This window comes from Candidatus Enterovibrio escicola (assembly GCF_002464935.1).
GTDB lineage: Bacteria > Pseudomonadota > Gammaproteobacteria > Enterobacterales > Vibrionaceae > Enterovibrio > Enterovibrio escicola.
This window is the reverse complement of the sequence record NZ_NBYY01000036.1, coordinates 13,671-40,658: the sequence shown is the minus strand read 5'-3', so window position 1 is coordinate 40,658 and position 26,988 is coordinate 13,671. Positions and strand designations below refer to the sequence as shown.

Genomic DNA, 26,988 nt, shown 5'->3' with positions numbered 1-26,988 from the left:
TCCTTGTAGACATGTTGTCCCAATCATTTAAATCAACGAAAAGCCCGTTTATATCTTTCTTTTTACATGGAATTGTGTAATTTCTTAGCATGATACTTGCTTTTAAACCCATCTCTATAAGATAGAACCCTCTTTGATCTGTGTTGTTTCCCAAATATCTAAACTAATCGCAATTCCTACGATCAGATCATCATGGAGTTCAACGGGAGGTGATAAGGGGAAAGGCTAAGCACAATATCAGAAACTGGAAACAATATAATTAAGCATTAGCAAACAGAAGTTTTGTCACTTTTTGGATAGACGACGATACCATTAAGTAATAGCATTGTCTAAAGCATCACGGTCATCATACCCGTGGTTTTATATTTTCGGATATCGATATTGAAACAGCACTGATGGTGAAAGGTATTTCTAAGCTCCCACTTCGTGGATTAAAAGGCCTTCTCAGTTCGGTTTTTACGTTGATGAATATCACGCTGAAATCCTCTACAGAGACCTACATTAGTAATGTGTTCTAAGACTGTAAAAGTTAAGTACCGTTTACCGAGTCAAGGAGTTGTCGCACACGTCGTTATTAATGCCACAGGCCTAAAAGGCGTTGTTGATTAAATCAGACCTATAACGCACTTATCCCAATCTTCTTTACAGTCTTTATTTATCTGCTGCTGAACAGGCATACCGAGTCTTATAACTCTGTTCATTGCTTTCACATTTGCTAGCTCTTCACTAATACGAGTATTGTAATTAACCTCAGATCTGCATAAGCGCTTGCTTATCAAACACTAGTCATCTTGATACTCAGTTTCTTTAGTTGAAATGAATACGCGATAAGCTCCGCCAGCAAGTTAACCCTAAAACTGATATAACTACGGTGCCGAGGGTGCTCGATTTAGGATATGTTTTTAGTTGATCAAAAACAGTTTCAATAATAAATCATTTCCGGAGTATCAGGCGGGTTTAAAGTTTCATCACTTTTGGTTTCATATTCTTTTTTACACCCGTTATCAGTGTCACTCCCTTGTCTGCAAGTTCCCGCTCCAATGGAGCAGAGATATAACCTTTGTCTCCGTATAAACACACCCAAAGATCATCAGCCATTTTGATACATGCACTCTATCATCCACGTCAATTATCGTCAATGTAACCGAGATAATGCCACTTTGGTGATTGATAATCAGGTGTAATTGGAAACCGTAGAACCACCCCATTGTTCCTTTTCCTCGCTTCGAGGTACATTTAAAAACCTGATGTCTGAGAATGCGTAGATTGTGATAAATCTGTAGCTTGGACGAATTAACGAAGGCAATCCATGTTAGCCTTGCCTGACGGTGAGTGAAGTAAGAGCAAAGTGGGACCAGAATACCTTGCATGAGTTTGAGCATGTTCGTGTAGCTGACTAATTCAGGAAATTAGTTGGTGAAATAGAGGCAAGCTAAAGTGGATGTAATAGGTTTTTAAGTCTCGATACCCCGATTAATGAAAAGCTATCACTATCCTCATCACTTCGTTAACTGAGAGGCGAAAAGGTTTGTTTCTTTATTTGATACCGGAAGAAATGAAGTGTTTTCCCATAAAGGGAGGAAAGTTTGGCAGAAATCGTCGACTTTAACAAAACAGCGTCTAAGTTATTCATACCCAAGTCCTTATGCAGTCAATAGTTTTTTTCAAACAATCAGATCGCAATTTGGACATTTAGTTTATTTCTTATGCGCAGCTCAGGTTAATGAGCGTTTGTGATAACCCCTGTCCTTTTTTACTCCGCCTGTTTGTCCTCTTTTAAAGCCTTTACAGCTTCATTTCTAGCATGCCCTTCCTCCTAGTACCCAGAATTACTTCGAAGTGGAATACTGGGCATTATTCCTTTGTTCTTTAGTACGTGGCGACATGCTCTTGTGTCATAAGATCCATCAGCACCAACTTGCTGTATCTTTCGTCATAATAGGTTAACCAATTATAGATAAAACCTCATGGTCACCCACAGAAACGAGGCTAATTTCTGCAGTAATAACCTCATGAGTAGATACAGCCATGGCAAGATGAAGTTTGCGATAGATACACCGTTTCAGCTTACCGTGTTTACGCGTTTTCTATTTATCTTCGCTGTAGACTTTTAGGTCTGTAGTATCAATAACGACGTGGGCCACAGCTCCTAGACTCGGTAAACGGATCTTAACTTTTACGGTCTTAGAACACTTACTAATGCAGGTGTATGTAGGGGATTTCAGGGGAACATTCATCAACATAAAAACCGAACTAAGAAGGCCTTCTGAGCCACGGTTTACTAATGCTTGATTATATTGTTTCCAGTTACTGATATTGTGCTTGTCATTTCCCTGTTCCCGCATCATCTCCCGCTTAACTCCATGATGATCTGATCGTAGGAATTGCGATTAGTTCAGACAATTGGGAAACAATTCTTATATATGGCATGGTAGGGTGCTATACAAGGATTTTTCCCATCATGAAAAAACCTACAGAATCAAAATAAGCAACGGAGATAAGGTAAAAATAAATAACCGTGTTGGCATTTAAAAACGACCTAATATTGCAGACAAGAAGAGCGAATTTGGTAGTTTTGAAATTGACACTGTCGTCGGAACTTAGCACAGATTTTCCCTGGGTACCATGATGGATAAAGCCAATAAACTCTAACTACATAAGAAAGATGCTCAATAAGCAGGAGGGTACAGTGGTGAAATCATTTATTGATATTGTAAATGCCACCTTCCATGACTTCAGCACCCTCACGTCAAACAACGGTTATTAGAGTTTGCCGGTCATGAATAGGTTGCTGGAATCACAGACGTTGATTCCTATTTTGCCAGACCTTATCGGTCAAGTAGTTGGGGGCTAAATGAGCATACCAATGGTTTGATAAGGAGATTTTTACCTAAAGGAACTGACTTCAACGAGGTCAGTAATGAGGGAATTGCCAAGATAGAATACATCCTCAATACACGTGAGTAGAGTTGATTTACTGATGTCATGATTAAGGAAATCACTTGTAAGTGTGGTAAATTCCACCAAGCAGGGATAATACAATGACATAACTATTCAGGTAATGATTCACACTTTTATTGTCTTTTATTAGCAGATCGTTGATATTTAAACCACCGTCAGAGACCTGTTTAGGTATATCATGACTTTAATTATTATCTAATTATTGGATTAATATGTGAATACCTTTCTCGTAGGAGGCGCAATTAGAGACCAACTGTTGGGGTTAGATATCAAGGACAAAGACTGGGTAGTTGTCGGTGCTAATATCGATACCTTGGTCTCGGAGGGTTACCAGCAGGTTAGAGCAGATTTTCCCGTATTTCTGCACCCAAAAACCCATGAGGAATATGCCCTTGCCCGTACTGACCGTAAATCAAGCCAAGGCTACACAGGCTTCATCTGTCATTTCACACCCGATGTAACCCTAGAAGAAGATCTACAACGACGTGATCTAACCATCAATGCCATGGCCCAAGCGGAAGATGGTAGTTTGATCGACCCATACGACGGAAAAATTGATTTAGAAAATCGCCTGCTGCGTCATGTATCACCAGCCTTTGTGGAAGACCCCTTGCGCGTTTTCCGCGTAGCCAGGTTTGCAGCGCGCTTTCATGGATTAGGTTTTAGAGTAGTCGACGAAACCATGATATTAATGAAAACTATCGTTGATAGTGGTGAACTTGATACCCTGACCCCAGAACGCGTATGGATTGAGTGGAAGAAATCACTCTCAACAGAATATCCCGACATATTTTTGAGCGTATTAAGAGAATGTGGTGCACTTGCAGTGGTTTTGCCAGAAATTGATACTCTGTTTGGAGTATTTAAACCGGAATGGTGTTCTCTTGGAATCGATACTGGTATTCATACGTTAATGGTAGCACGTCGGGCAACATGTTTAACTGACAACACCTGCATTCGCTTTGCCGTACAATTGCACGATATAGGAAAAACACTCACACAAAAAAAAGAAGAGTATCCGAGGCATAAGCAGCATGTAATGCAAGGTGCAAGACTCATAAAAGGCATATGTAAACGCCTTCACGTGCCAAATATTTACCGTGATGCTGCACTTCTTATTCGTGTTGAACACCTCAATATCCACAATGCAGGCGAACTAAAAGCATCGACTTTCATTGATATCTTCAACCGAAATGATTTTTGGCGAAAACCGGAACGTGTCGGCCAACTCGTGCTGGCAAGCCAAGTAATCTACCAAGGAAGCATAGGATGCAGAACACACCCCTACCTACAAGCACAATGGTTACAGGGAGTATTTGATGCCGCAATCACTGTAGATGTAAAATCAATAGTGGCGACAGGGTTAAAAGGTCAAGCCATTCGTGATGAATTGACTCGACAGCGAATAAACAAAATAGCTAAATACTTGGAAAACGTCCACATTCATGGGGAATACTGATCAATTAAACGATATAGTTATCTAGTTATAGCAAAGTGTTATGGTTCCGCTTTGATCTTACCTCACTCACCATCAGGTAAGGCCGACAGGGATTGCTTTAGTTGATTCGTCTAAACTACAAGTTTATCACAACCTACGCATTATCAAACATCAGTTTTTTAAAGGTACCTCGAAGCAAGGAAAAAGAACGATGAGGTGGTTCTATGGCTTTAAATTATACCTCATTATCAACGACCAAGGTGGCATTAGCTAAGTCAAAGTAATGACGGATAACGGGTATGAAAAAATATCCCAAATCAAGCATTCTCAGCACCGTAGTTGTATCAGCTTTATGGTCAACTTGCTGGCTGAGCCTCATCGCGTATTCATTTCAACCAAAAAAGCCGAATATCAAGATGACTCGGCTTTATAAGCAAGCTCTTATGCAGATCTGAGGTATATTAGCGACACCTTCAACTTTGCGACAAAACTAGCTTATCCCTATCATGCCATATATAAGCATTGTTTCCCAAATGTCTGAACTAATCATAATTCCTACGATCAGATCATCATGGAGTTAAGCGGTAGGTGAGGATGGGAAAGGGAAAGGCCAAGATCAGCAACTGGAAATAATATAATCAAGCATTAGTAAACAGAAGCTCAGTCACTTTTTGGATAGACGACGATGCCATTAAGTAATAGCATTGTCTAAAGCATCACGGTCATCATACCAGTGGGTTTATTTTTTCGGATATTGATATTGAAACGACACTCATGGGGAAAGGTATTTCTAAGCTCCCACTTCGTAGATTAGAAGGCCTCCTCAGTTCAGTTTTTACGTTGACGAATGTTCCGCTGAAATCCCCTACATACACCTACATTAGTAATGTGTTCTAGAACCGTAAAAGTTAAGTACCGTTTGTTGAGTCGAGTAGCTGTGACCCACCTCGTTATTGATACTACAGACCTAAAAGTCTACAGCGAAGGCAAATGGAAAACGCATAAACACGGTAAGCTGAAACGGTGTATCTATCGCAAACTTCATCTTGCCATGGCTGTATCTACTCATGAGGTTATTACTGCAGAAATTAGCCTTGTTTCTGTGGGTGACCATGAGGTTTTATCTATATTGGTTAACCCATTACGACGAAAGATACAGTAAGTCACTGCTAATGGAGCCTCTGACATAAGAGCGTGTCACCACGTACTGAAAAACAAAAGAATAATGCTCTGTATTCCACCTCGAAGAAACGCGGTTTATTGGGAGGAAGGGCATCTTAGAAATGAAGCTGTAACGTCGTTGAAAGAGGACAAACTGGCGGAGTGAAAAAAGGACATGGGTTATCACAAAATCTCATTAGCAGAGACAGCACTGTTTCGCTATAACAGAGTTGCTCAGCCCTAAACTCACTCTTCGTTATTACAATGCTCGAGTTAATGAAGTACTGGCAATTGTAAAAGCAATGCACAGAGTTTTAAAACTCGGTCTGCCTGTTCACCATTAGATAAATCAAGACTGTTAAAGAAGATTGGGATCAGTGCATTATAGGCCTGATTTAATCAACAACGTCAACTAACCCCCCGTAAATTTGACATTATAATCTTTTTTTTCAAAGTACGCTTTGATCTGATTACGCTTGTCACCTTGAATTTCAATCACACCTCCTTTTACAGTTCCACCACAACCGCAGACTTTTTTTAATTCTGCAGCAACCAGTTTGAGATGTGTGTTATTTGGATCTAATCCTGTAATTACACAAACGCCCTTGCCTTTCCGACCTTTGGTTTGGCGTTGAATACGAATAATGCCATCTCCTTTTTCGTGCTGAAGTCCTAGTTTCTGTTTTTTAATTTGCTCTGTTTCCGTTGAGAAAACTATGCATTTTTTATCATGATACATAATTAATTTTCTGTATTCAGGTGATGTTATCAGATATTAAAATAATTTAACCAAACATACTATAACCAAAAAACTTGAAGATACAGGTTTCAGAAATCTTTACTGATATCATGGTCAAGGCAGTCATGTGTAGGTGTAGAGAGGGTATTGTTCATTATATTGTTGCCAGTTTCTGATCTTATGTTTGGCCTTTCCTATCATCACCTCCAGCTCAACTCCATGATGATCTGATCGTAGAAATTTCGATTAGTTCAGATATTTAGGAAACAACGCCGATAAAAGAAAATAAATTGGCGGAGTGAAGAAAAGACATGGGTTATCACAAACTCTCATTAGCAGAGACAGCAATATTTAGCTATAGTAGAGTTATTTAGCCCTAAACTCACTCTTCGTGATTAACCTGAACTACGCACTACGCATAATAAATGAACTAAATGCCAGAATCGCGATCAAATCGTTTGAATTAAATTATCAGTCATAAAAGGACTTTAGCATGAATAATTTAGACGCTGTTTTCACCGATAACGACGATTTCCGGCAGGTTTTCCTTTCTAAATCGGGAAAAATACCGAATTTCAGGTTTCAAAACAAGAAACGAACCACTTGTCTGCCATCTCCTAATAGGTTAATTCCCTGATTTAGTCAGCTATACATTGACACTTAAGTTGATGCAAAGTGCTCTGGTATCACGTTCGTTGATTCTACTAAGCTACAGGCTTGTCATAATTTACGTATTCCACGGCATCGCGGGTTTGAGGAGATGGTTAAATGAGGTAAAGGTAACAACAACCAATGTTGATGACAAAAAACCTATGCCTGATATGACCGATAATCTCTGGGGATCAATCTCATCACGAATGAACGGAAGAACAGGGAACCAAAGGTGATGAAGTTTTAGGATCGTCTTACGTTGAGAAAACGATTTATCATTGAGATAATCTTTATCCGACTAAAAACATATCCCAAACAGAGCACTCTCAGCACCTAAATTGGATGACCTTTATGGTCATCTTTATTACTGGAGTCATTGCTTATACGTTTCCCACCAACAAATCGTAACCTTAAAATTACTCAGTTCTCAAAAGCTGCGCTTATACAGAGCTTAGGCTAAATTATGTACCAGCATCTCTCCTAACAAAATGTGAGCCATCCCCCAATACTGTCTTTACCCCTATACAACTTCCTTTGAAGGCTGCTAGCCCAGTTAGATTTTGGATCTCATATAAGTCATAATGAAATTATTGTTGTTCTTGACCTGAATTCGCACAATAACTTTTGTTGGACAGAAAATATATGAAGCAAGAAACAATCGTGATCACTGGGGCTGGACAGCGCATAGGGTTAGCGCTTGCTAAACACTTTACAGAGCAACAAATACCTGTCGTAGTGTCCTATCGCACAGAACGGGTAACTATCCGTAGCCTTCGTAATTCAGGCGTAACATGTATACAAGCTGATTTTACTACCAATACGGGCATAACTGCATTTTCCGAGGCGGTGATTGAGTTAAATCTTAATATTCGAGGACTCATTCATAATGCCTCGGATTGGAAATCAGAAAGCCAGACTGATGACCAAGCATCCCTTCTAGATAAAATGATGCAGGTTCATGCGAAAGCGCCTTACATACTGAATCACGCACTGGAACCCTATATGCTTTCTAATAGCGACATTATTCATTTCACTGACTATGTCGTTAAAAAAGGCAGCCCAAGACATATCGCCTATGCAGCTAGCAAAGCAGCATTGGATAACTTAACATTATCCTTCGCCCAAAAATTTGCTCCAAAATTAAAAGTAAATAGCATCGCACCTGCGTTGATCATGTTGAATAACCATGATCGAAATGAACATAAGAAGAAAGTTCTGTCAAAGTCACTGCTAGGTATCTCACCAGGTGTGTTTGAAGTGATTAATGCTGTCCAATTTATCTTGAATAGCCGATATATGACAGGACAAAGTATCAATCTGGACGGAGGTCGTGCTCTCAAATAATGTCCTATTAAAAATAGTAATAACGGACGACAAATATGCAAAATGCCATAATTATGATCACTAATCTTCGCCTTCGTACTTATATTGGACTCAACTTAGAAGAGAAGAATAAAAAACAGGATATTGTATTAAATATTGAGGTTCATTATCCCGTAGAAGAAGCCTGTTTAAATGACAACATCGAAGATGCCCTAAACTATAAAGTGATTACCAAAGCTATTATCAATCACGTTGAAAACGGACGTTTCCTGCTGCTTGAGAGATTGGTTTCTAGTGTTCTCAGGATAACAGTCGATCATCGTTGGGTCACGTACGCGAAAGTAACTATCGATAAACCACATGCACTTCGCTTTGCCGATTCCGTGTCCCTAAGCCTTAGTTGGCAAAAATAAATTTAATCCTCTAACACCTTCCTTCTAGGATATATCTACTAACAAACAGATTTCTTCAACTTTTCATAACAAGTTATTCAATCATGGGCTTCTATTGTAACACTGAAGGCGTTGTTGATTAAATCAGGCCTATGGCCTATATAGATAAATAACCTTAGATCTGCATAAACGCTTGCTTATAAAGCCTAGTCATCTTGATACTCTGTGTCTTTGGTTGAAATGAATACGCAATGAAGCTCAGCCAGCAAGTTGACCATAAAGCTGATACAACTACGGTGCCAAGAATGCTTGATTTGGGATATTTTTTCATACCCGTTATCAGTGTCACTCCCTTGTCTGCAAGTTCCCGTTCCAATGGACCAGAGATATAACTTTTCTCTCCGTATAAACAGCCCCAAAGCTCGTCATCAATTTCCGATATAGGCATTATATCATCCACGTGATCCGTCATCACTTTGACTGATATAATGCCACCGTGGTCACTTATAATAAGGTGTAATTTGAAGTCGTAGAACAACCCCATGGTTATTTTTTCACTCTTCGATATACTTTAAAAACTTGATGTCTGAGAATGCATAGGTTGTGATAAACCTGTAGCTTGGACGAATCAATGAAGGCAATCCCTGTCAGCCTTACTTGACGGTGAGTGAGGTAAGAGCGAAGCGGAATCAGAACACCTTGCATGAATTTAAGTATTTGAGTGTAGCTGACTAATTCAGGAAATTCGTTGGTGAGACAGAGGCAAACAAAGTGGATGTCATAGGTTTTGAAGTCTCGATACCAAGATTGATAGAAAGCTATCACTATCGTTATCACTTCGCTAACTGAGAGGTAAAAAGACTTGTTTCTTTATTTGACACCGGAAGAAATTGGGTTTTTCCCCATGCAGGGAGGAAAGTCTGGCAGAAGTCATCGACATCGACGACAATAGCTTCTAAGTTATTCATGCCAAAGTCCTTATTTCATCAATAGTTTTTTTCAAACGAGCAGATCGCGACTTTAGCATTTGGTTAATTTCTTATACGCCGCTCAGCTTAATTACAATACTCAAGTTGGTGGAGAGCTGGCAAATGTGAAAGCGATGAACAAAGTCATAAGACTCGGTATGCCTGCTCGCCAGCAGGCAAATTAAGACTGTAACAAATATTGGGATCAGTGCATCATAGGTCTAGTTTAATCAACAACACCTATTTAAGGTATAAATATCAACCTCTCTAGTATCTAGTATGAGAGCGTTTATGTCCGAGTTTCAATAATAACCTCTTTTCCATTGCTCACGAGACGACATGGACCATATTCATGGTCAATTGTCAACATAGCATCTCCAATGTGGCAATGTACGCCTGGGAAACAATTTTTTATCACATCGACCGTATGTCTTCTATAAAGAGTGTGTAGCTCAGAGGAGCTAGATTCTATTCTTGTCTTAAGCTCCTCTATATGTTCAAAATGATGTGTTTTCGTCCACGCTAATCTCTCTATCAGAGTATTTGTACGTTTATTCGTAGGTTGTTGCAACAATCTTAATTCTGCATCTTTAATTCTTACTAATTCCTCATACTCGATGTCTAATTCTTTGGTAACTTTAAGTGTCTCTTCTAGGAGTTCACTTAGCCCTGAGAACGCATGCACACGTGTAACCACACCGGATGTTGCACCAAGAGTAACAACTTGGATACCACACCGAGCAACATGATAGCCACCTGTTAATGTGCCAGTTCGTTTTACCTTATCACCAATATGTAGATTGCTTTTCGTGCGCGTATTACAATGCATCGCATGTTGACTGACGATAATATCGCCTTCAGCTTCAATGTTAGCGTATTGCGCGAATCTTACGATAATAGAGCCTTTTGCCTTAATTCTTGTTATGCTTTTCTGGTCTATATGTACTTGTTTTCCTAAAATACCGTTATGAATAACAATGTCTCCGCCCGCTTCAAGAATAGCTGTTTCCACCACACCACCGACGGTAATTGAGCCAGTGGCTTGTACCTTCATACCTGCATTGACGTCATGGTTAATAACCACGCTTCCTTCAAAGTTAATATGACCTGTTGCTACAGTCACCGCCTTAATACATAAGGCGTTGTCTACTTCAACACCTTCTGGTTGTAGAATAGGCATACCAGAGGTTGTCGCCACGATAACGTTTTCATCACTACAACTGAATTGGCTACCTGGATATAATTTGAGTGGTAGTTCTCGACCTGGAGTTGTCGCTAACACTGTTCCGTCGATACGAAAACCTTCTATCCCTTTCGTTGGTGGAATACGTTTCACCAATGGCTGGCTTTCTTGTACAGTAACCATTTTTCCTAAATCACGCATATCAACCGTACCATCATCGCGTTCTTGAGGACGCAGGATACGAGACTTACTATCTGGCACTAGGTACACAAGTTTAGAATCATCGCCAATAATTGGCCATTTACCAACAGCTATCAGCACCTCTAAATATTCACCTGGTTTGAGACGCACGGATGCGGTTAATAGTTTTTGTAACGTCTGCTTTTTCACGCCACGAGCAATATGTGCTCTTTTTAATGCCACAAGTAAATCATTACCTCTAATTGGGTTACCACCACATGCACCATTTACACGAAGAAATGCTGTCATTTTTCCATCATCGATACGTGCGATCACTGATGCATCTCGGCGTTCTGCGACGATCACATCGTCGGGTTCCCCTCTCCACTCATCAGTGGGATCATTAATTTTAAGGAGAATTCTTTCAATTGATTCTTCGAAACGAAAATAACTGGCGACGTTATGCTCAACCAGCCATTTCACAATGTGCTTCCTCTTAATTGGAGGGGCGTATTGATCTGCCTTTGGCATCAAAGTCATATAAACTCTGCAACTATCGTGGGACAGACGCAAAAGTTGTTGCAATATATAATCCCCTAAATCAAAATATTAAAAATATGAACTAAAATCTCACATACATTTTACATTAGAAAATGAGTTAAAAGATCAACACTCAGCTTAACTTATATTCAGATCGCACGAGATTAATGACAATACACTCGATACAGTTAGCGAACGTCATATAAACGAATTATAGAAAGTTTCTCCTATTTATGCCGTACTATAAGAGTGAATAATTCTTCACTACTCAGCAATTCATAATTTAACAATATCCTGAATTAGGAATATCTGTATCTTACTCTTTGTATATTAAAGATAAATAACCTGAGCTGTCCTCAAGAAATGAACTAAATACCCAAGTCGAGATCTGATCGTTTAAAAAAACGGGTATGCGGATTTAGTGAGTGAAATGGGACTTTTAAAATCCCTTTCAAATTCTTTGATCAAAGTTGATATGCTCGAACCATAGTTCGTTACTATTTTCTGTTCCACAGCCATATCAAACAAGCTAATGGCATCATCAGGAATTGGATCTCGTTGATATAGTGGACGTTTCACTTTTTGGAACCCTTCAGTAAATAGCATTTTAGCCCTAATAGCTTCAAAGCTATAACCTCGACCAGTACGGTTCATAACTTGAATGAGGTTGTTGAGACTTTCCGTATAAGCATTCGTTATTGGATGATCAAAGTACGCAAAAACTTCATTGTGCCAGTTCCCCATAGCTTTGATTAGCGGATCGAAATACCGCGTCATTTCAGGTGAAACCAGTCGTAGCCAAGCGTAGTAAGCTTGCTAAGCTTGCTAAGCTTGCTAAGCTTCATCACGCGTCTGACTGTTCCAAATGACAAAGAAAAACTCTTTAACCTCTTCCAGCGTTTCACAGACCTTGCCGCTAAAACGGTCACGCTCATCTTGCCTTCTAGTGCGACCGACTTGATGACAGATAAATTTTCCGCTTTGGTCTTGTAAAGAGATAACTCTGTCCAACGACCAGTTTGACCGTTATAACTACTGCCAATAGCTTGATTATCAGAACTAGCCGCATTTGCTACCAGTTCACCAGTAAAGCGAACGTTTGGCGCGTTATCAATATCAAGTGTAAATGTTTCCATGTCAGAGTCCTCGTCTACGTCAATTATTTGCTCTATCTCAAGTACGCTGTAATTAATGCTACTGAAATCAGAATCCAGATAGTCAGCCAATTCATGTGCATTCAGCTCGTCACAATCTTCATCAACAACCGTAACGCTTTCTACAGACCAAACAGCATCCTGTCCCTCGGTTCATGTAGACAGAGAGTCGGAGTCGCATTCGTCGTAGTTAAAGCCTTCGGTATAAGTAATTTTGATACCATCTAAGGTTGAGGTTTTAGAAGCCAAACCAAAAACGTGAGGAATATCGTTCAGATCAAAACATTCGTTTTCTTCGTTCCACTCTTCAACCTGACGATCAAGACGCTCTAAAACTTCGCAATCTTGTTCTCGCTGCCAGTCGTTGCGAGCTACCAGAGTTTCAAATTAAGCAATAGAGATAGTTTTCATGGTTAAATCCTTGTCTTCTCAGAGTCGCCGCTGAGTTCGGCTGTGGATGTCTCCACGTTCTTAATACAAGTGTATTTGGTTTATGATGTCAATCATTAAATCCGATTTTAACCAATTAATACATCCTGTGAAAATCAATCACTAAATCCGCATACCAAAAAAACTATTGACTGCATAAGGACTTGGACATGAATAACTTAGATGCTGTTTTCGTCGATGTCGACGACTTCTGCCAGACTTTCCTCCCTGCATGGGAAAAAACCCAAGTTCTTCCAGTGTCAAATAAAGAAACAAGTCTCTTCACTTCTCAGTTAGCGAAGTGATAACGATAGTGATAGCTTTCCATCAATCGGGGTATCGAGACTTCAAAACCTATGACATCCACTTTATTTGCCTCTGTCTTACCAACGTATTTCCTGAATTAGTCAGCTACACGCAAATACTTAAATTCATGCAAGGTGTTCTGATTCCGCTTCGCTCTTACCTCACTCACGTCAAGTAAGGCTGACAGGGATTGCCTTCATTGATTCGCCCAAACTACAGGTTTATCACAACCTACGCATTCTCAGACATCAGGTTTTTAAAGTATATCGAAGAGTAAGAAAATAATCATGGGGTGGTTTTACAGTTTCAAATTACACCTTATTATAAATGACCACGGTGGCATTATCTCAATCAAAGTGATGACGGATCACGTGGATGATAGAAAGCCTGTATCGGAAATGTGCAACTTGCTGGCGGGGCTTATCGCATATTTATTTCAACCAAAGAAACCAAGCATCAAGAGGATTCGGTTTTATAAGCAAGCGCTTATGCAGATCTTAAGTTAGACAATGTCTACACAACAGTTGACGATGACTTTCTTCTGTTTTGTCGTGAAGTTGACGGGGTGGAACAACATTTCCAAGGAGCATTAACCCCATAAAACTCGATTTCAACGGCAGGCAATATCCGAATAGACTGATACTTCAAGCTATCCGCTACTACGCCTAAGATGAAGTAGACTTTCAGGAAAGGAAACGTGCTGTAGCGACGTCCTAGCGAATGGATAAAACTTACGTGAGAATCGAGGGTGTATGGTATTACCTGTATCTCGCTATCGATAAGCACAGCAACACTCTGTGGATTACTATCCCTTTGAAATCTATGATGAGTCTGCCATCTAGGCTTTTTAGATAAGGTCAACGACCTGCATGAACTCCCTCAAAAACTGGTTATAGAGCAGAGCAGTGCCAATGAACTGGCGTTATTCAATCTTAACTGCGTCATCGGTTTTTCAGTGGTGGTTGAGATGATTATAGAGAGGCACTCAAGCTGAAATAGTTTAACAACATCGTGGAGCAGATCTATCATCCGGTGAAGCGGAAGATGCGACAGAGCCTAGGATGGAAATCCGTTGACAGTACCCCCTAAGGCCACGATAACCAATGTTGGGCTGTGGCAGATGCTCAGGAAAGCTGAGGTGGAAAAGGCGGGTTACATGTCTGTCTGGAAGTGGTTTTATTCACTGGTAGCATAAATATGTCCATAGAAAATCGATCTCCAGTTCTTTTCAAACTTAGTGATCAAACTCATAATGGTGCGGCTAATAGCAAAAATAAAATACCTAAATCTTTTAGAATAAATCTCACTACCCTTTGTTTTACCGCTTAAGGTAACTAGAAAAGAGTACATAATCAAAATGAATAATCAAAAAATTCAATGGTTCCCTGGTCACATGCATAAGGCACGCAAACAAATCGAAGAAATAATTCCAAAGACCGACATCATAGTCGAAATACTTGATGCACGTATCCCATTTAGCAGTAAAAACCCACTGATCCGTCACCTACGCAAGGATAAGTCCGTTATCAAAGTCCTAAACAAACGAGATCTTGCTGACCCTGCAATGACTGCCCTATGGCTTAAACACCTTGAAAAAGAGCAAGGCACTAAAACGATGGCTATCACTACTACACAGATCACTGAGGTAAACAAGATCATAGATCTTTGTCACAGTATTTTTCCAAACCGAAGGAAAATTGGCAAACATATTCATGCCCTCATTGTAGGTATCCCAAATGTTGGAAAATCAACAATTATCAACATGCTGGCTAGACGTGTGGTAGCAAAAACTGGTAATGAACCTGCTATCACACGTCAGCAACAACGTGTCAAGTTGGAAAGTGGTATTGTACTATCTGACACTCCAGGAATTTTGTGGCCTAAGCTAGAAAACCCCAATACTGGTTACCGCTTAGCTGCAACTGGGGCAGTAAAAGACACGGTGGTAGAATATGATGAGGTTGCTTTCTACATCGTGGAATACCTTGCAAACACGTATCCAGACTTGCTAAGAAAACGTTATCATATCGAGAGGCTACCCGATAATGCAATCGAATTAATGGGAATGATCGGCCAGAAACGTGGTTGCCTACGTTCAGGCGGGCGTATTGACCTGTCCAAAGCATCTAGAATTCTAATCAACGAGCTACGTAATGGCGTTCTAGGGTTAATCACACTGGAATACCCAGACATAATCAACAAAGAGCTACTCAAAGTGGAAGAAACTATGGCAGTGGAAGCAGATAAACAAATCAGGAGAAAGAAAGAACGCCGACAGCGCTACCTAAAGAACAAACGCTAATAAACGGTTCTGTCTCGAAGAGACGGGATGGGCTAACATATTGATGTATGCTCCGATATTTCCAAGGAGCATTAATCCTATGGCACTCAATTTGAACGGCAATAAATACTGGGATACACTGACCCTTCGAGCTAAACGCTACCACATCTCCTCTCAACTTAACTTAACTACTGGAACATCGAGGAAATATTCAAAAAACGGGGACTCGGCATGGATCACTCAACCCTCCACCGCTGGATTTTTAAATATGCACCTCAACCAAAGCTGACTTTTAGGGAAATGAAACGTGCTGCAGTGACGTTGGTACACCCTCTAACTTATTGTATCAATAACCTTAAGTGTCCATCACCGATACTACGGTTTAATTCATTCAATATAATAGAGTCAGTGATGGTCACCTCCGCAACCCTTTACATCAAATAAACGGATATATATCGTAGCAAATTGTACGATTAATACGTACCTTACGACGGCCTTTTTTTGCACGTTGAAGACGGTTATCAAAATCCTCGTTGGATTTTAAGTTAAATTTATCTTTCTTAGAAGTGTCTGTTTGCAGCCATTCTTCCCATTTGGCCATTTCGTTTGTCCTATTTATGTTGAAGTTGTTTTCTAAAATACATATTTGTATACAATAATACTATCTAACGTCCTAGATCTTTGTCAAATAATATTAAGTAAGCAAAATTACATAATGAAGCCTTTAGATCGAGTTCTGTCGCAAAGTTGACGGGGTGGGTTAATATTTTGATAATTCTCCGACATTTCCAAGGAGCATTAACTCCATGGCACTCGATTCCAACGGTAAGCAATATCCAGATAAACTGATCTTTCAAGCTGTCCACTACTACGTCTCCTATCAACTTAGCTACCTAGAGATCGATGAAATAGTCAAAGAACGGGGATGAGTCACGAATCACGTAATCCTCCACCTCTAGGTTTTGTAATATTCCGCCTCAGCTGGAGCAAACTTCTAGGAAAAAGCAAAGTGCTGTAGCAACCTCATAGCGAATGAATGAGAGCTACGTGAAAATCGAGAGTTAATGGTATTACCTATATCACGCGGTGTTATTTCCTAAATATCTAAACTAATCGCAATTTCTACGATCAGATCATCATGGAGTTAAGCAAGAGGTGATTGATGGGAAAAGGAAAAGCAAAATATAAGATCAGCAACTGGAAACAATATAATCAAGGATTAGTAAACCTAGACTCAATCACTTTTTGGATAAACGACACTGCCATTAAGGTATGGCATTGTCTAAAGCATCACGGTCATCGTGGCCGTGGGTTTATATTTTTAGATACATCGATTGAAACAGCACTGCTGATGAAAGGTATTTTTAAGCTCCAACTTAGTTGTTTAACCTCAGATCTGCATAAGCAACCACTTATGCAGATCTGAGGTTAAAATACCTATTTCTGTAAGCGTGTCTATTTATTTGACCAATTATAAGTTTTCAAGGCAAAACCTTGACTGTTTCCCACCCCTTACTTTCAGGAAGGGGTGGGAAACAGATCTTCGATGAGGAACGATGATAAACTATGCTGTTTTGAATCGTTTCACATTCTTTTACCAAGGCTAAAAGTTACTGTTCCTCCTAATACCTATCAAAAGACCGGAGGAGTTAATATTAAAACAGAGACAATACACTGCATAGAAAGTTATCTCTTATATTTTTGTTGAGAATAAAAGACTTATATCGAAACTGATACACTTAAATAGCTTTTGCTATGGCAGAGATACTTACCTTCGCATCACCGAACAACATCGAAGTGTTATCTTTAAAGAAAAGTGGGTTTTGAATACCAGCATAACCAGTATTCATAGAACGCTTAAACACAATAACATTTTTTGCATTCCACACTTCAAGCACGGGCATCCCAGCAATAGGGCTATTAGGATCATCAATGGCTGATGGATTGACCGTGTCATTCGCACCGATCACCAAAACGGTATCTGTTGTAGAAAAATCATCATTGATCTCAGCCATTTCAAGAACTATGTCATACGGAATTTTCGCTTCTGCAAGTAACACATTCATATGACCAGGAAGACGCCCAGCGACCGGATGAATCCCAAAGCGAACATTCACACCCTTAGCACGCAGTTTTTCAGTAATCTCCTGAACAGGGTATTGCGCTCGTGCGACTGCCATACCATATCCAGGAGTGATAACCACAGAATGTGATTCTTTCAACATTTCTGCTACTTTTTCAGCGGTCACTTCGTGATATCCACTTTCTTCAATATCCCCAGAGACAAAACTGGGTTGACCAAATCCACCTGTAATAACACTGATGAATGAGCGATTCATGGCCTTACACATGATGTACGACAAAATAGCGCCCGAAGAACCTACCAACGCACCCGTAACGATCAAAAGATCACTAGCAAGCATGAAGCCTGCTGAGGCTGCTGCCCAACCTGAGTAAGAGTTAAGCATTGATATGACAACTGGCATATCCGCACCTCCGATTGACGCAACCAGATGTGCTCCGAATGCAAAGGCAATGAGTGTCATTACAATTAGTGCCACTATACTACCATCCACCTCCACAAAGTGGATCAACAGCATTGATGAAACAACGATAGCCGCTAAGTTTAACTTATGTTTATGTCGAATTTTTAGAGCAGATGAAGATATGATTCCACGCAGTTTACAAAAGGCAATAACCGAACCACTAAAGGTAACTGCACCTATAAATACACCGATGCATATTTCAACTAAATGAATAACATTCTCAGCATCCATACCAGAAGGATTAATTAATCCCATTTCCGGAGGTGCAAAAAGACTGTTGAAACCAACGAATACAGCAGCCAAACCAACAAAACTGTGCAATACAGCTATCAGCTCAGGCATTTCGGTCATTTCAACGCGTTTTGCATAATAAATACCGATACCACCACCAATCACCATTGCAATGATAATCCATGCCAAACCTTGAGAATCAGGACCGAATACGGTCACTATTAAAGCAATCGACATACCCGCGATACCATAATAGTTACCTGCTTGTGCAGATTTTTGTTTTGATAAACCTGCCAAACTCATAATAAAAAACAGTACAGCAACAATATATGCCGCTTGTGCTAAACCTTCAGACATTACTGATTACCCCCTATTTATCTTTACGGAACATTTCAAGCATGCGCTTGGTTACTGTGAAACCACCAAAGATATTGATACTCGTAATCAGAATGGCAATAAACGCAAGGAATGAGACGACAACGTTACCTTGAGTAATTTGGAGTATCGCACCAACTACAATAATACCGGAAATTGCATTCGTCACCGACATAAGTGGTGTATGAAGTGCGTGTGCCACATTCCAAACCACATAGTAACCAACAACACAGGCAAGAACAAATACCGTAACATGGGAAAGAAATGCCACGGGGGCAAACGAAGCAGCCCATGTAAATCCACCCATACCCAACACAAGTGCAACCAGCCTTTTCATCGGTGAGATTGACTCCTTGACGGGGTTTACCGCAGATTCAACCTGATGCTCAACTTGAGGTTGCATAGATACTTGTATCGGTGGTGCAGGCCATGTAACTTTTCCGTCTCTAACCACTGTTAAACCACGCAAAACCACATCAGCAAAATCGATGTGGATATTGCCATCTTTCTCTTTACAAAGTAGCTTCATTAAATTGACAACGTTGCAACTATAAAGTTGTGAGGACTGAGTAGGCATACGTCCGACCATGTCGGTATATCCGATAATTTTCACACCATTATCAGTTACAACAACTTTATCAGCGACGGTATATTCGCAGTTACCCCCATTCGCCGACGCTAAATCCACGATCACACTGCCTGGTTGCATCGCATCAACCATCTCAGTAGTAATCAGTTTTGGTGCTGGACGACCTTCAAGCAATGCAGTCGTGATGATGATATCAACCTGTTTCGCCTGCTCAGCATATAACTCAGCTACTTTACGATTAAAATCATCCGATATTTCTTTCGTAGAACAGTCCCCGCTACCCATTTGCTTTTCAAATGCAACTTGCAGAAATTGACCGCCCATACTTTCAACCTGTTCTTTTACTTCTGGACGAACATCAAAGGCACGAACAATCGCACCTAAGCTACCCGCAGTGCCGATAGCTGCAAGACCAGCGACCCCCACACCAACGACAAAAACTTTTGCCGGTGGCACTTTGCCAGCTGCCGTTATTTGCCCTGTAAAGAAACGTCCAAACTCGTGCGCTGCTTCAACTACTGCTCGATAACCTGCAATGTTTGCCATAGAACTCAATGCATCCAGAGCCTGCGCCCGTGAAATCCGCGGTACTGCATCCATGGCTAGTACATTAATTTTTTTAGCGGACAGTTTTCCCATCAGGGTTTCATTTTGCGCTGGCCAGATAAAGCTCACGAGCGTTGTGCCTTCTTTGATGAGCTCCAATTCATCGACGCAAGATTCATCACACTTTATCGGGGCATTGACCTTGATAATGATCTCTGATTGCCAAACCAAATCAGTATCACCGACCGTAGCCCCGGCTTGTTCAAACGCCTCATTATCAAAACTGGCAAGCTGCCCTGCATTGTATTCGACAACCACATCAAATCCCATTTGAATTAACTGTTCGACCGTTTTAGGTGTAGCAGCCACTCGTGTTTCGTGTGCAACTCTTTCTTTTGGAATACCAATTCTCATAGCTAATCCTTGACTATAGGCAGCATCATTAAACCGTTAATAACAAACTAAAAGAACTTGATCAAGCGTTTTATAGGAGAAACATAAAAACATTTAATAACAAAACCATCAACAGGCCTATACCCGTAATCATTGAAAATGATTTATTTCCAGTAAAATATAGGTCAAACTACGCACTGCACTACGTCGTAAAGGAACTTTGACCGAAAACAAGAATAACAGTCGAGACCCAGCATTATACAACGCGTGATGGTCTATTCACGTCCGTATTAAAGCGGGTGTGCTTGCATCTGAAGGTTAGAGTACCGCGATGATTTCTCAAGATCTAGAAATCCACGAAGCAACCACCACCGCAAGGTATTTATGATTAAATAAGGCCTATTAATGCACTGATCTAGATTTTTTAACCTTAGATCTGCATAAACACTTGCTTATCAAACCTAACCATCTTGATGCTCAGCTTCTTTGGTTGAAATAAATACGCGATAAGCCCTACCTGCCAGTTAACCATAAAACTGATACAACTACAGTGCCTAGAATGCTCAATTTGGGATATTTTTAGTTGGTCAAAAACGGTTTAAATAATAAATTGTTTCCGGGAACATCAGGCGATTCTAAAGTTTCATCACTTTGGTTTTCATATTTTTTACACCCGTTATCAATATCACTCCCTTGTCTGCAAATTCTCGCTCCCATGGACCAGAGATATAACCTTATATCTCCATATAAACACCCCCAAAGCTCTTCAGCCATTTTTGATACAGACTCTCTATCATCCACGTTAGCTATCGTCACTTTGACTAAGATAACGCTACCTTGGTCATTGATAATAAGGTGTAATTTGAAACCGTAAAACACCCCATCGTTCCTTTTCCTCACTTCGCGGTACCTTTAAAAACCTGATATCTAAGAATGCGTAGGTTATGACAAACCTGCAGCTTGAATGAATTAACGAAGGCAATCCATGTCGGCCTTGCCTGACGGTGAGTGAGGTAAGAGCAAAGTAGGACCAGAACACCTTGCATGAGTTTGAGCATGTTCGTGTAGCTGACTAATTCAGGAAATTCGTTGGTGAAACAGAGGCAAGCTAAAGTGGATGTAATAGGTTTTTAAGTCTCGATACCCCGATTAATGAAAAGCTATCACTATCCTCATCACTTCGTTAACTGAGAGGCGAAAAGGCTTGTTTCTTTATTTGATACCGAAAGAAATGAGGTGTTTTCCCATACAGGGAGGAAAGTCTGGCAGAAATCGTCGACATCAACGAAAACGGCGTCTAAGTTATTCATGCACAAGTCCTTGTGCAGTCAATAGGTTATTTCAAACAATCAGATCGCGACTTGGGCATTTAGTTTATTTCTTATGCACAGCTCAAGTTAGCTAGCAATAGCTATGGAATAAGATCACCGTGTGATGGATACCCACTAGGCAGTATCGACTCCTTAATTGTGAATTACACTATATCACCTTTACCATATCAAAAAAGCTTTTGAAAAAATTTCTCCACAATCTCTGGCTGCTCGATAGGAAGTTTAACTGGATACCTACCCTACCTGTCTGTCACCCGCTGGGGATTTATGGGAAAACTAGCTTGTTGGAATACAATATTGAGCTGTATTTGGTGACAATTAGTGTAACTCTGGTCAGGTATGATGCTGGTTTTTTTACACTTGGGTATTCATCAACGTTCACCAGAGGTGGCTTGATTAGGTGTTTATGAGATTAAACACGTCGGGATAAGATTTCTTTCGGATCACTGAGGACACTACATCACTTAATGACATCCAATGCAGACAGCCCACGTTTCTTACAGGTTTCCACCATAGACAGAACACGTAAACGGAACTGTTATGCTCGGTGAGAGCTAGTACCTAAGTAGATTTTCCGCATGATGACGCTGCCATGAATACACCTCTCAGCTTCATTATTGGTCAACAGTACGCCTTCATGATCAAGGAGAACCCAGATTCCCTATTCGTGCTTCAAGATATAGGAACACTTTCCAGTGTACCGAGATGTTGGGATCTGTTCGCCTTTTTTTAGCCAATCCGAAAGGTTTTTCCTAAGACGAAACATTCGTCGCCGCCACTCGCTGTCGGTAATTTTTCCTTGCTCATAACGATGCTAAATTCGGAATACCGCATGGCAGATCAGAACAAGACGTTTGCCAATAATAAGAAGTTAAACCTCCACCGCTGTACTCCACAATTTGTTGTAAATTGCGGGTGACATGTGCCCAACAGAACTGGTGGCACGTGGGATCCAGTCAGTTATAACTACCACATTAGTTGGTTATCACTATCGCGTGGCACTGTTCATCCAGCATTGGCTTCCTCATTACGAGGATAACAAATGGTCTGATATACCGCATCACTGCCACTGAGGAGCCAGATCCATCAGGTAACCGTTTCCCCATTTCGTTTCTCGTTGTTTCATCTAGTATGAATAACAGCAGATTATTTTACATGGTAATGTAGCGCCTGATTCAACGGCATTAACATACTACTGACTCGTCCTTGGGCTTCACTAATCAGTCCAATAGAAAAATACGTACCGTATTTATCCATAAAAAGGCGCTGCATTTTGCAGATACTCAGATAATACTGGCCAGATACAGCGGCAATGTGGCCAAGCACGAGGTCCTAACTGACTTGATGGGGCATCATCGGGCACATTGGCTCGGACGGTGTGGGTATCGACCATGGAATAACTGATATTCAGTAATATCCAACGATGCTTTTAGTAACTCAAAGAGTTGATGACCCTGGGTAGACTCCGTATTCGGAACAACATTCCCACTGCATTTGGTGCAGCAAATATCTGGCTAACAACAAACGATGGAATCGGTTTCTTTAAGCTCGCTTACTGGTCTTTTATGTCCCTTATGGCCAAGCTGAGTGCCCACTTGATTTTGGCTGCGAGGGTGTTCAGCTTTTTTCACTCGTCCCTCGCTGCGTGGAAGTTTGACGAAGGAGAGCTTGATGAGTTCCGTGAACTAGCAGACAACCTATACTCGTATTCACGAAACTTATTCCATAGTTCACGGATGAGTACATTGGCTTGCTCGGAGCCCAATTGTTCCACGGTGGGTGATTCATTTTCAAAATTCTTCTTTTTCATGAAGCCCGTTTGGTAGGCTGAGAAGATCACTCAATAGGTAATCATCAATCGGGAGATAATCATCACTTATTGATTTTCAATAGGGGACTGATGAACGATTACGGGTATTCTTCCTGATCAGAAACATTGAGGTTTTTTACCTTAGAGTTAGTTGTGGTATTGTTGATTAAATAAGGCCTATAACGCACTGATCCCAATCTTCTTGACATTCTTTACACTCTTACTTTGTTTGCTGGCGAACAGGCATACCGGGTCTTATAACTGTGTTCATCGCTTTCACATTTGCCAGCGTTTCACTAACTTGAACATTGTAATTACGAAGAGCAAGTTTAGGATTGAGCAACTGTTTATACCAAAATATCACTGTCTCTGCTAATGAACGTTTGTGATAACCCCTGTCCTTTTTCCACTCCGCCAGTTTGTCCTATTTTAAAGCCTTTACAGCTTCATTTCTAGGATGCCATCCTCCCAGTACCCGCATTGCTTCGAGATGGAATACTGGGCGTTATTCCTCTATTTTGCAGTACGTGGTGACATGATCTTGTGCTTGATCTTTCCCATTATAAACTCCCTCTTAACTCCATAATGATCTGATCGTAGGAATTGTGATTAGTTCAAATATTTGGGAAACAACGCCCTCCACTTGTTAACCATAACTTACCCTTTCGGTGGTCATAGGAGAAGAATAGACAGTCCAAGGTTGTTGCGTCTCCAAGGTTGTTGCGTCATAGAATAAAGAAGTATACGTACAACTCATTATTTATTTTTAGTTTATATCAACGTAAGCATCAGATATAGATTAAGCATTAGAACGATAGCCACGATAACCATACTTACGCAGGATACCCACCCTTTATTCTTAAATTTTCCCATCAATAACTCGCTGTTGGTAAACATAATTAACGGGATAAGCGCAAACGCTATACCAAAACTCAATATGACTTGGCTCATAACTAAAATATCAGTGGTATTACTTTCAAGTCCAATAACCACAAATGAAGGCACCATCGTTACTACACGGCGTACCCACATCGGAATAGTAAATCGAACGAAACCCTGCATCACCACCTGCCCTGCCATTGTGCCAACCACCGTTGAAGACAAGCCTGAAACAATCAGAGATATACCGAACAGAAGTGACGCTGCGGTACCCACCAATGGTGTCAACGTCATATAAGCAGTTTCAATCTCAGCAATATCTTGGTTACCTGAGTAATGGAATACCGCAGCAGCCATCACAACAATCGCGATATTCACAAAGCCTGCAATCACCATCGCAATTGAGATATCCACACGCGTCGAACTCAGACGGATTTCCGTTTTTTCTCCGTAGCTGTTCTTAAACAATGCCGAGTGAAGGTAAATAACGTGTGGCATTACCGTTGCCCCTAATATACCCGCAACTAAGTATATCTGATGCTCACCAATATAATTAGGGATCAACAGCCCTTCCATTAATTTACTGCCAGACGGATGGGCAAAAAACAACTCAACAATGTAAATGACTGCCACCAACAACAGCAAAGATCCTATTATAATTTCAAGGGGCTTTTGTCCTCTTTTGTTGAACATCAAAATCAGGAGGCTCGTGATACCGGTGACCATCGCCCCTTCGAACACCGAAATGCCAAATACCAACTGGAAACCAACCGCTGCACCAATAAACTCAGCCAGATCAGTCGCGATAGCGATAATTTCTGCTTGGATCCAGTAAAAACCTACCGCCCATTTATTTGGCAAGCGATCACGCAAATGTTCTGCTAGGTTCTTACCTGTGACAATACCGAGCTTTGCGGATAAATACTGGACAAACATTGCCATTAAGTTTGCAGACAGCACCACCCACAACAGTTGATAACCAAATGATGACCCAGCTTCAATATTGGTCGCAAAATTTCCGGGATCGATGTAAGCGATTGCCGCAATAAATGCGGGTCCCAACATCATCAGCTTACGTTTAAATTTACCCATAAATTGCAGGTTAGACAAGGATGATAATCCTTTTGATCTTGTCACTTTATGAATTTCCACTACTAGTTCATCTTCATACTTGGACCTATCAATGTAGAGAAAGTACCCGACTTATAAATGAGAATCAATACCATTTATAATTTTAATATATTATAGTTTCCTAAATTCCGATAATGACTGCCACACTTGTCGTCTAGCGTAAAATAAAAAGCCAACTACCGAAAAGGGTAAGCGTTCACTAGAGGTGGCTTGACTAAATGTTTATGAAATTAAACACGTCGGGATAAAATTTCTTTCGGATCACCGATGACACTACATCACTTAATGACATCCAATGCAGACAGCCCACGTTTCTTACAGGTTTCCACCATAGACAGAACACGTAAACGGAACTGTTATGCTCGGTGAGAGCTAGTACCTAAGTAGATTTTCCGCATGATGACGCTGCCATGAATACACCTCTCAGCTTCATTATTGGTCAACAGTACGCCTTCATGATCAAGGAGAACCCAGATTCCCTATTCGTGCTTCAAGATATAGGAACACTTTCCAGTGTACCGATATGTTGGGATCTGTTCGCCTTTTTTTAGCCAATCCGAAAGGTTTTTCCTAAGACGAAACATTCGTCGCCGCCACTCGCTGTCGGTAATTTTTCCTTGCTCATAACGATGCTAAATTCGGAATACCGCATGGCAGATCAGAACAAGACGTTTGCCAATAATAAGAAGTTAAACCTCCACCGCTGTACTCCACAATTTGTTGTAAATTACGGGTGACATGTGCCCAACAGAACTGGTGGCACGTGGGATCCAGTCAGTTATAACTACCACATTAGTTGGTTATCACTATCGCGTGGCACTGTTCATCCAGTATTGGCTTCCTCATTACGAGGATAACAAATGGTCTGATATACCGCATCACTGCCACTGAGGAGCCAGATCCATCAGGTAACCGTTTCCCCATTTCGTTTGTCGTTGTTTCATCTAGTATGAATAACAGCAGATTATTTTACATGGTAATGTAGCGCCTGATTCAACGGCATTAACATACTACTGACTCGTCCTTGGGCTTCACTAATCAGTCCAATAGAAAAATGCGTACCGTATTTATCCATAAAAAGGCGCTGCATTTTGCAGATACTCAGATAATACTGGCCAGATAAAGCGGCAATGTGGTCAAGCTGAGTGCCCACCTGATTTCGGCTGCGAGGGTGTTAAACTTTTTTCGCTCGTCCCTCGCTGCGGGGGAGTCTGACGACGGAGAGCTTGATGAGTTCCGTGAACTAGCAGACAACTTATCCTCGTACTCACGAAACTTGTTCCATAGTTCACGGATGAGTACGTTGGCTTGCTCGGAGCCAAATTGTTCCACGGTGGGTGGTTCATTTTCAAAATACTTCTTTTTCATGAAGCCCTTTTGGCAGGCTGAAAAGATCTCTCAATAAGCAATTATCAATCGGTAGATGATCATCACTTATTTCTTTTTAATGG

Annotated in this window: 23 protein-coding genes and 12 pseudogenes; 17 read left to right on the top strand and 18 right to left on the bottom strand. The window is 40.7% G+C overall.

The features are described from left to right. Positions 1 to 356 precede the first annotated feature (356 nt). Positions 357 to 518: pseudogene (locus BTN49_RS11870) on the top strand (transposase); the annotation flags it as partial. Between the two features lie 87 nt (positions 519 to 605). On the opposite strand, the pseudogene BTN49_RS14335 reads toward BTN49_RS11870, so the two are convergent. From BTN49_RS14335 to BTN49_RS18610, 5 genes and pseudogenes are all read right to left on the bottom strand, one after another. After that, a pseudogene (locus BTN49_RS14335) lies at positions 606 to 779 on the bottom strand (hypothetical protein); the annotation flags it as partial. A 178-nt stretch (positions 780 to 957) separates the two neighbouring features. Then, positions 958 to 1,041 (bottom strand): transposase, encoded by an 84-nt coding sequence (locus BTN49_RS21465; RefSeq protein WP_263364242.1) that lies wholly within the window; start codon positions 1,039 to 1,041, stop codon positions 958 to 960. After that, on the bottom strand, positions 1,011 to 1,382 hold the full coding sequence (locus BTN49_RS16635) for a transposase (protein WP_199399616.1): 372 nt from the start codon (positions 1,380 to 1,382) through the stop codon (positions 1,011 to 1,013). Before BTN49_RS16635 ends, BTN49_RS21465 begins: the two co-directional genes overlap by 31 nt. A 125-nt stretch (positions 1,383 to 1,507) precedes the next feature. Next, on the bottom strand, positions 1,508 to 1,633 hold the full coding sequence (locus BTN49_RS19555; protein WP_263363845.1) for a hypothetical protein: 126 nt from the start codon (positions 1,631 to 1,633) through the stop codon (positions 1,508 to 1,510). Positions 1,634 to 1,721: 88 nt separating this feature from the next. Further along, positions 1,722 to 2,345 (bottom strand): annotated as a pseudogene (locus BTN49_RS18610) (IS5 family transposase); the annotation flags it as partial. Positions 2,346 to 3,175: 830 nt separating this feature from the next. On the opposite strand from BTN49_RS18610, the gene BTN49_RS11850 reads away from it, so the two are divergent. The 3 genes and pseudogenes from BTN49_RS11850 (at position 3,176) to BTN49_RS11840 (ending at position 5,904) form a co-directional block, all read left to right on the top strand. Next, a complete protein-coding gene (locus tag BTN49_RS11850; protein WP_097357343.1) occupies positions 3,176 to 4,420 on the top strand; it encodes a multifunctional CCA addition/repair protein in 1,245 nt (414 codons plus the stop codon). A 31-nt stretch (positions 4,421 to 4,451) separates the two neighbouring features. Beyond that, a pseudogene (locus tag BTN49_RS22775) lies at positions 4,452 to 4,854 on the top strand (transposase); the annotation flags it as partial. A gap of 139 nt (positions 4,855 to 4,993) precedes the next feature. Continuing rightward, positions 4,994 to 5,904 (top strand): annotated as a pseudogene (locus tag BTN49_RS11840) (IS5 family transposase). A 68-nt stretch (positions 5,905 to 5,972) separates the two neighbouring features. Here the strand turns inward: BTN49_RS11840 and yciH are convergent. Beyond that, the gene (gene yciH / locus BTN49_RS11835; protein ID WP_097357342.1) at positions 5,973 to 6,299 is read right to left on the bottom strand and encodes a stress response translation initiation inhibitor YciH; all 327 of its coding nucleotides are present in this window, start codon (positions 6,297 to 6,299) and stop codon (positions 5,973 to 5,975) included. 493 nt (positions 6,300 to 6,792) lie between these two features. Here yciH and BTN49_RS14325 point away from each other — a divergent pair, with 493 nt between their 5' ends. The 4 genes from BTN49_RS14325 to folX all read left to right on the top strand — a co-directional run bounded on the left by BTN49_RS14325 (position 6,793) and on the right by folX (position 8,686). After that, complete coding sequence (locus BTN49_RS14325; protein WP_158523771.1) at positions 6,793 to 6,936, top strand: hypothetical protein; 144 nt, start codon at positions 6,793 to 6,795, stop codon at positions 6,934 to 6,936. A gap of 48 nt (positions 6,937 to 6,984) precedes the next feature. Then, complete coding sequence (locus BTN49_RS21455; RefSeq protein ID WP_097357372.1) at positions 6,985 to 7,071, top strand: transposase; 87 nt, start codon at positions 6,985 to 6,987, stop codon at positions 7,069 to 7,071. Positions 7,072 to 7,592: 521 nt separating this feature from the next. Further along, entirely contained in the window at positions 7,593 to 8,294 is a 702-nt protein-coding gene (folM, locus tag BTN49_RS11825) for a dihydromonapterin reductase (RefSeq protein WP_097357341.1), read from the top strand. A 35-nt stretch (positions 8,295 to 8,329) separates the two neighbouring features. Further along, positions 8,330 to 8,686: a dihydroneopterin triphosphate 2'-epimerase gene (gene folX, locus BTN49_RS11820; RefSeq protein WP_097357340.1), complete on the top strand. Its 357-nt coding sequence runs from the start codon at positions 8,330 to 8,332 to the stop codon at positions 8,684 to 8,686. A 154-nt stretch (positions 8,687 to 8,840) separates the two neighbouring features. Here folX and BTN49_RS22770 read toward each other — a convergent pair. Then, positions 8,841 to 9,633, bottom strand: a pseudogene (locus BTN49_RS22770) (transposase). An 89-nt stretch (positions 9,634 to 9,722) separates the two neighbouring features. Here BTN49_RS22770 and BTN49_RS13550 point away from each other — a divergent pair. Beyond that, positions 9,723 to 9,818: pseudogene (locus tag BTN49_RS13550) on the top strand (IS5/IS1182 family transposase); the annotation flags it as partial. 104 nt (positions 9,819 to 9,922) lie between these two features. Here the strand turns inward: BTN49_RS13550 and BTN49_RS11810 are convergent. The 3 genes from BTN49_RS11810 to BTN49_RS16615 all read right to left on the bottom strand — a co-directional run bounded on the left by BTN49_RS11810 (position 9,923) and on the right by BTN49_RS16615 (position 12,762). Continuing rightward, complete coding sequence (locus BTN49_RS11810; RefSeq protein ID WP_223823854.1) at positions 9,923 to 11,527, bottom strand: DUF342 domain-containing protein; 1,605 nt, start codon at positions 11,525 to 11,527, stop codon at positions 9,923 to 9,925. A gap of 405 nt (positions 11,528 to 11,932) precedes the next feature. Continuing rightward, on the bottom strand, positions 11,933 to 12,313 hold the full coding sequence (locus BTN49_RS16620; protein WP_199399613.1) for a transposase: 381 nt from the start codon (positions 12,311 to 12,313) through the stop codon (positions 11,933 to 11,935). Further along, on the bottom strand, positions 12,310 to 12,762 hold the full coding sequence (locus BTN49_RS16615) for a hypothetical protein (protein WP_199399612.1): 453 nt from the start codon (positions 12,760 to 12,762) through the stop codon (positions 12,310 to 12,312). Before BTN49_RS16615 ends, BTN49_RS16620 begins: the two co-directional genes overlap by 4 nt. Before the next feature lie 527 nt (positions 12,763 to 13,289). Between BTN49_RS16615 and BTN49_RS19545 the strand changes: the two genes are divergently transcribed. From BTN49_RS19545 to BTN49_RS13545, 6 genes and pseudogenes are all read left to right on the top strand, one after another. Then, positions 13,290 to 13,424: a hypothetical protein gene (locus BTN49_RS19545; RefSeq protein ID WP_263363844.1), complete on the top strand. Its 135-nt coding sequence runs from the start codon at positions 13,290 to 13,292 to the stop codon at positions 13,422 to 13,424. After that, positions 13,421 to 13,603, top strand: coding sequence for a hypothetical protein (locus BTN49_RS16610; protein WP_199399611.1), 183 nt, complete (start codon positions 13,421 to 13,423; stop codon positions 13,601 to 13,603). Before BTN49_RS19545 ends, BTN49_RS16610 begins: the two co-directional genes overlap by 4 nt. Next, positions 13,549 to 13,931: pseudogene (locus BTN49_RS21450) on the top strand (transposase). The gene BTN49_RS16610 and the pseudogene BTN49_RS21450 overlap by 55 nt, the downstream one beginning before the upstream one ends. A 214-nt stretch (positions 13,932 to 14,145) precedes the next feature. After that, positions 14,146 to 14,280, top strand: a complete 135-nt coding sequence (locus tag BTN49_RS21445; protein WP_097357338.1) for a DDE-type integrase/transposase/recombinase — start codon at positions 14,146 to 14,148, stop codon at positions 14,278 to 14,280. A 502-nt stretch (positions 14,281 to 14,782) separates the two neighbouring features. Continuing rightward, positions 14,783 to 15,727, top strand: a complete 945-nt coding sequence (gene ylqF, locus BTN49_RS11785) for a ribosome biogenesis GTPase YlqF (protein WP_097357337.1) — start codon at positions 14,783 to 14,785, stop codon at positions 15,725 to 15,727. A 79-nt stretch (positions 15,728 to 15,806) separates the two neighbouring features. After that, positions 15,807 to 15,995 (top strand): hypothetical protein, encoded by a 189-nt coding sequence (locus BTN49_RS13545; RefSeq protein ID WP_146679454.1) that lies wholly within the window; start codon positions 15,807 to 15,809, stop codon positions 15,993 to 15,995. A gap of 147 nt (positions 15,996 to 16,142) precedes the next feature. On the opposite strand, the gene BTN49_RS16595 is transcribed toward BTN49_RS13545, so the two are convergent. Then, on the bottom strand, positions 16,143 to 16,307 hold the full coding sequence (locus tag BTN49_RS16595; RefSeq protein ID WP_190319247.1) for a hypothetical protein: 165 nt from the start codon (positions 16,305 to 16,307) through the stop codon (positions 16,143 to 16,145). 205 nt (positions 16,308 to 16,512) lie between these two features. Between BTN49_RS16595 and BTN49_RS19540 the strand changes: the two genes are divergently transcribed. Together BTN49_RS19540 and BTN49_RS11775 are read left to right on the top strand one after the other, a co-directional pair. Beyond that, positions 16,513 to 16,635, top strand: a complete 123-nt coding sequence (locus BTN49_RS19540; protein ID WP_263364210.1) for a hypothetical protein — start codon at positions 16,513 to 16,515, stop codon at positions 16,633 to 16,635. A 233-nt stretch (positions 16,636 to 16,868) separates the two neighbouring features. Beyond that, positions 16,869 to 17,084 (top strand): annotated as a pseudogene (locus BTN49_RS11775) (transposase); the annotation flags it as partial. Between the two features lie 361 nt (positions 17,085 to 17,445). Here BTN49_RS11775 and pntB read toward each other — a convergent pair. The 7 genes and pseudogenes from pntB to tnpC (BTN49_RS11745) form a co-directional block, all read right to left on the bottom strand. Beyond that, entirely contained in the window at positions 17,446 to 18,840 is a 1,395-nt protein-coding gene (gene pntB, locus BTN49_RS11770) for a Re/Si-specific NAD(P)(+) transhydrogenase subunit beta (RefSeq protein WP_097357334.1), read from the bottom strand. Positions 18,841 to 18,853: 13 nt separating this feature from the next. Further along, positions 18,854 to 20,407 (bottom strand): Re/Si-specific NAD(P)(+) transhydrogenase subunit alpha, encoded by a 1,554-nt coding sequence (locus BTN49_RS11765; RefSeq protein WP_097357333.1) that lies wholly within the window; start codon positions 20,405 to 20,407, stop codon positions 18,854 to 18,856. Positions 20,408 to 20,816: 409 nt separating this feature from the next. After that, a pseudogene (locus BTN49_RS22765) lies at positions 20,817 to 21,696 on the bottom strand (IS982 family transposase). 417 nt (positions 21,697 to 22,113) lie between these two features. Continuing rightward, positions 22,114 to 23,527 (bottom strand): annotated as a pseudogene (gene tnpC, locus BTN49_RS11755) (IS66 family transposase). A gap of 220 nt (positions 23,528 to 23,747) precedes the next feature. Beyond that, positions 23,748 to 23,870, bottom strand: coding sequence for a hypothetical protein (locus BTN49_RS21440; RefSeq protein WP_394336685.1), 123 nt, complete (start codon positions 23,868 to 23,870; stop codon positions 23,748 to 23,750). Positions 23,871 to 24,298: 428 nt separating this feature from the next. Beyond that, on the bottom strand, positions 24,299 to 25,498 hold the full coding sequence (locus BTN49_RS11750; protein ID WP_097357332.1) for an Nramp family divalent metal transporter: 1,200 nt from the start codon (positions 25,496 to 25,498) through the stop codon (positions 24,299 to 24,301). A 253-nt stretch (positions 25,499 to 25,751) separates the two neighbouring features. Then, positions 25,752 to 26,905, bottom strand: a pseudogene (gene tnpC / locus BTN49_RS11745) (IS66 family transposase). Between the last annotated feature and the right edge of the window lie 83 nt (positions 26,906 to 26,988).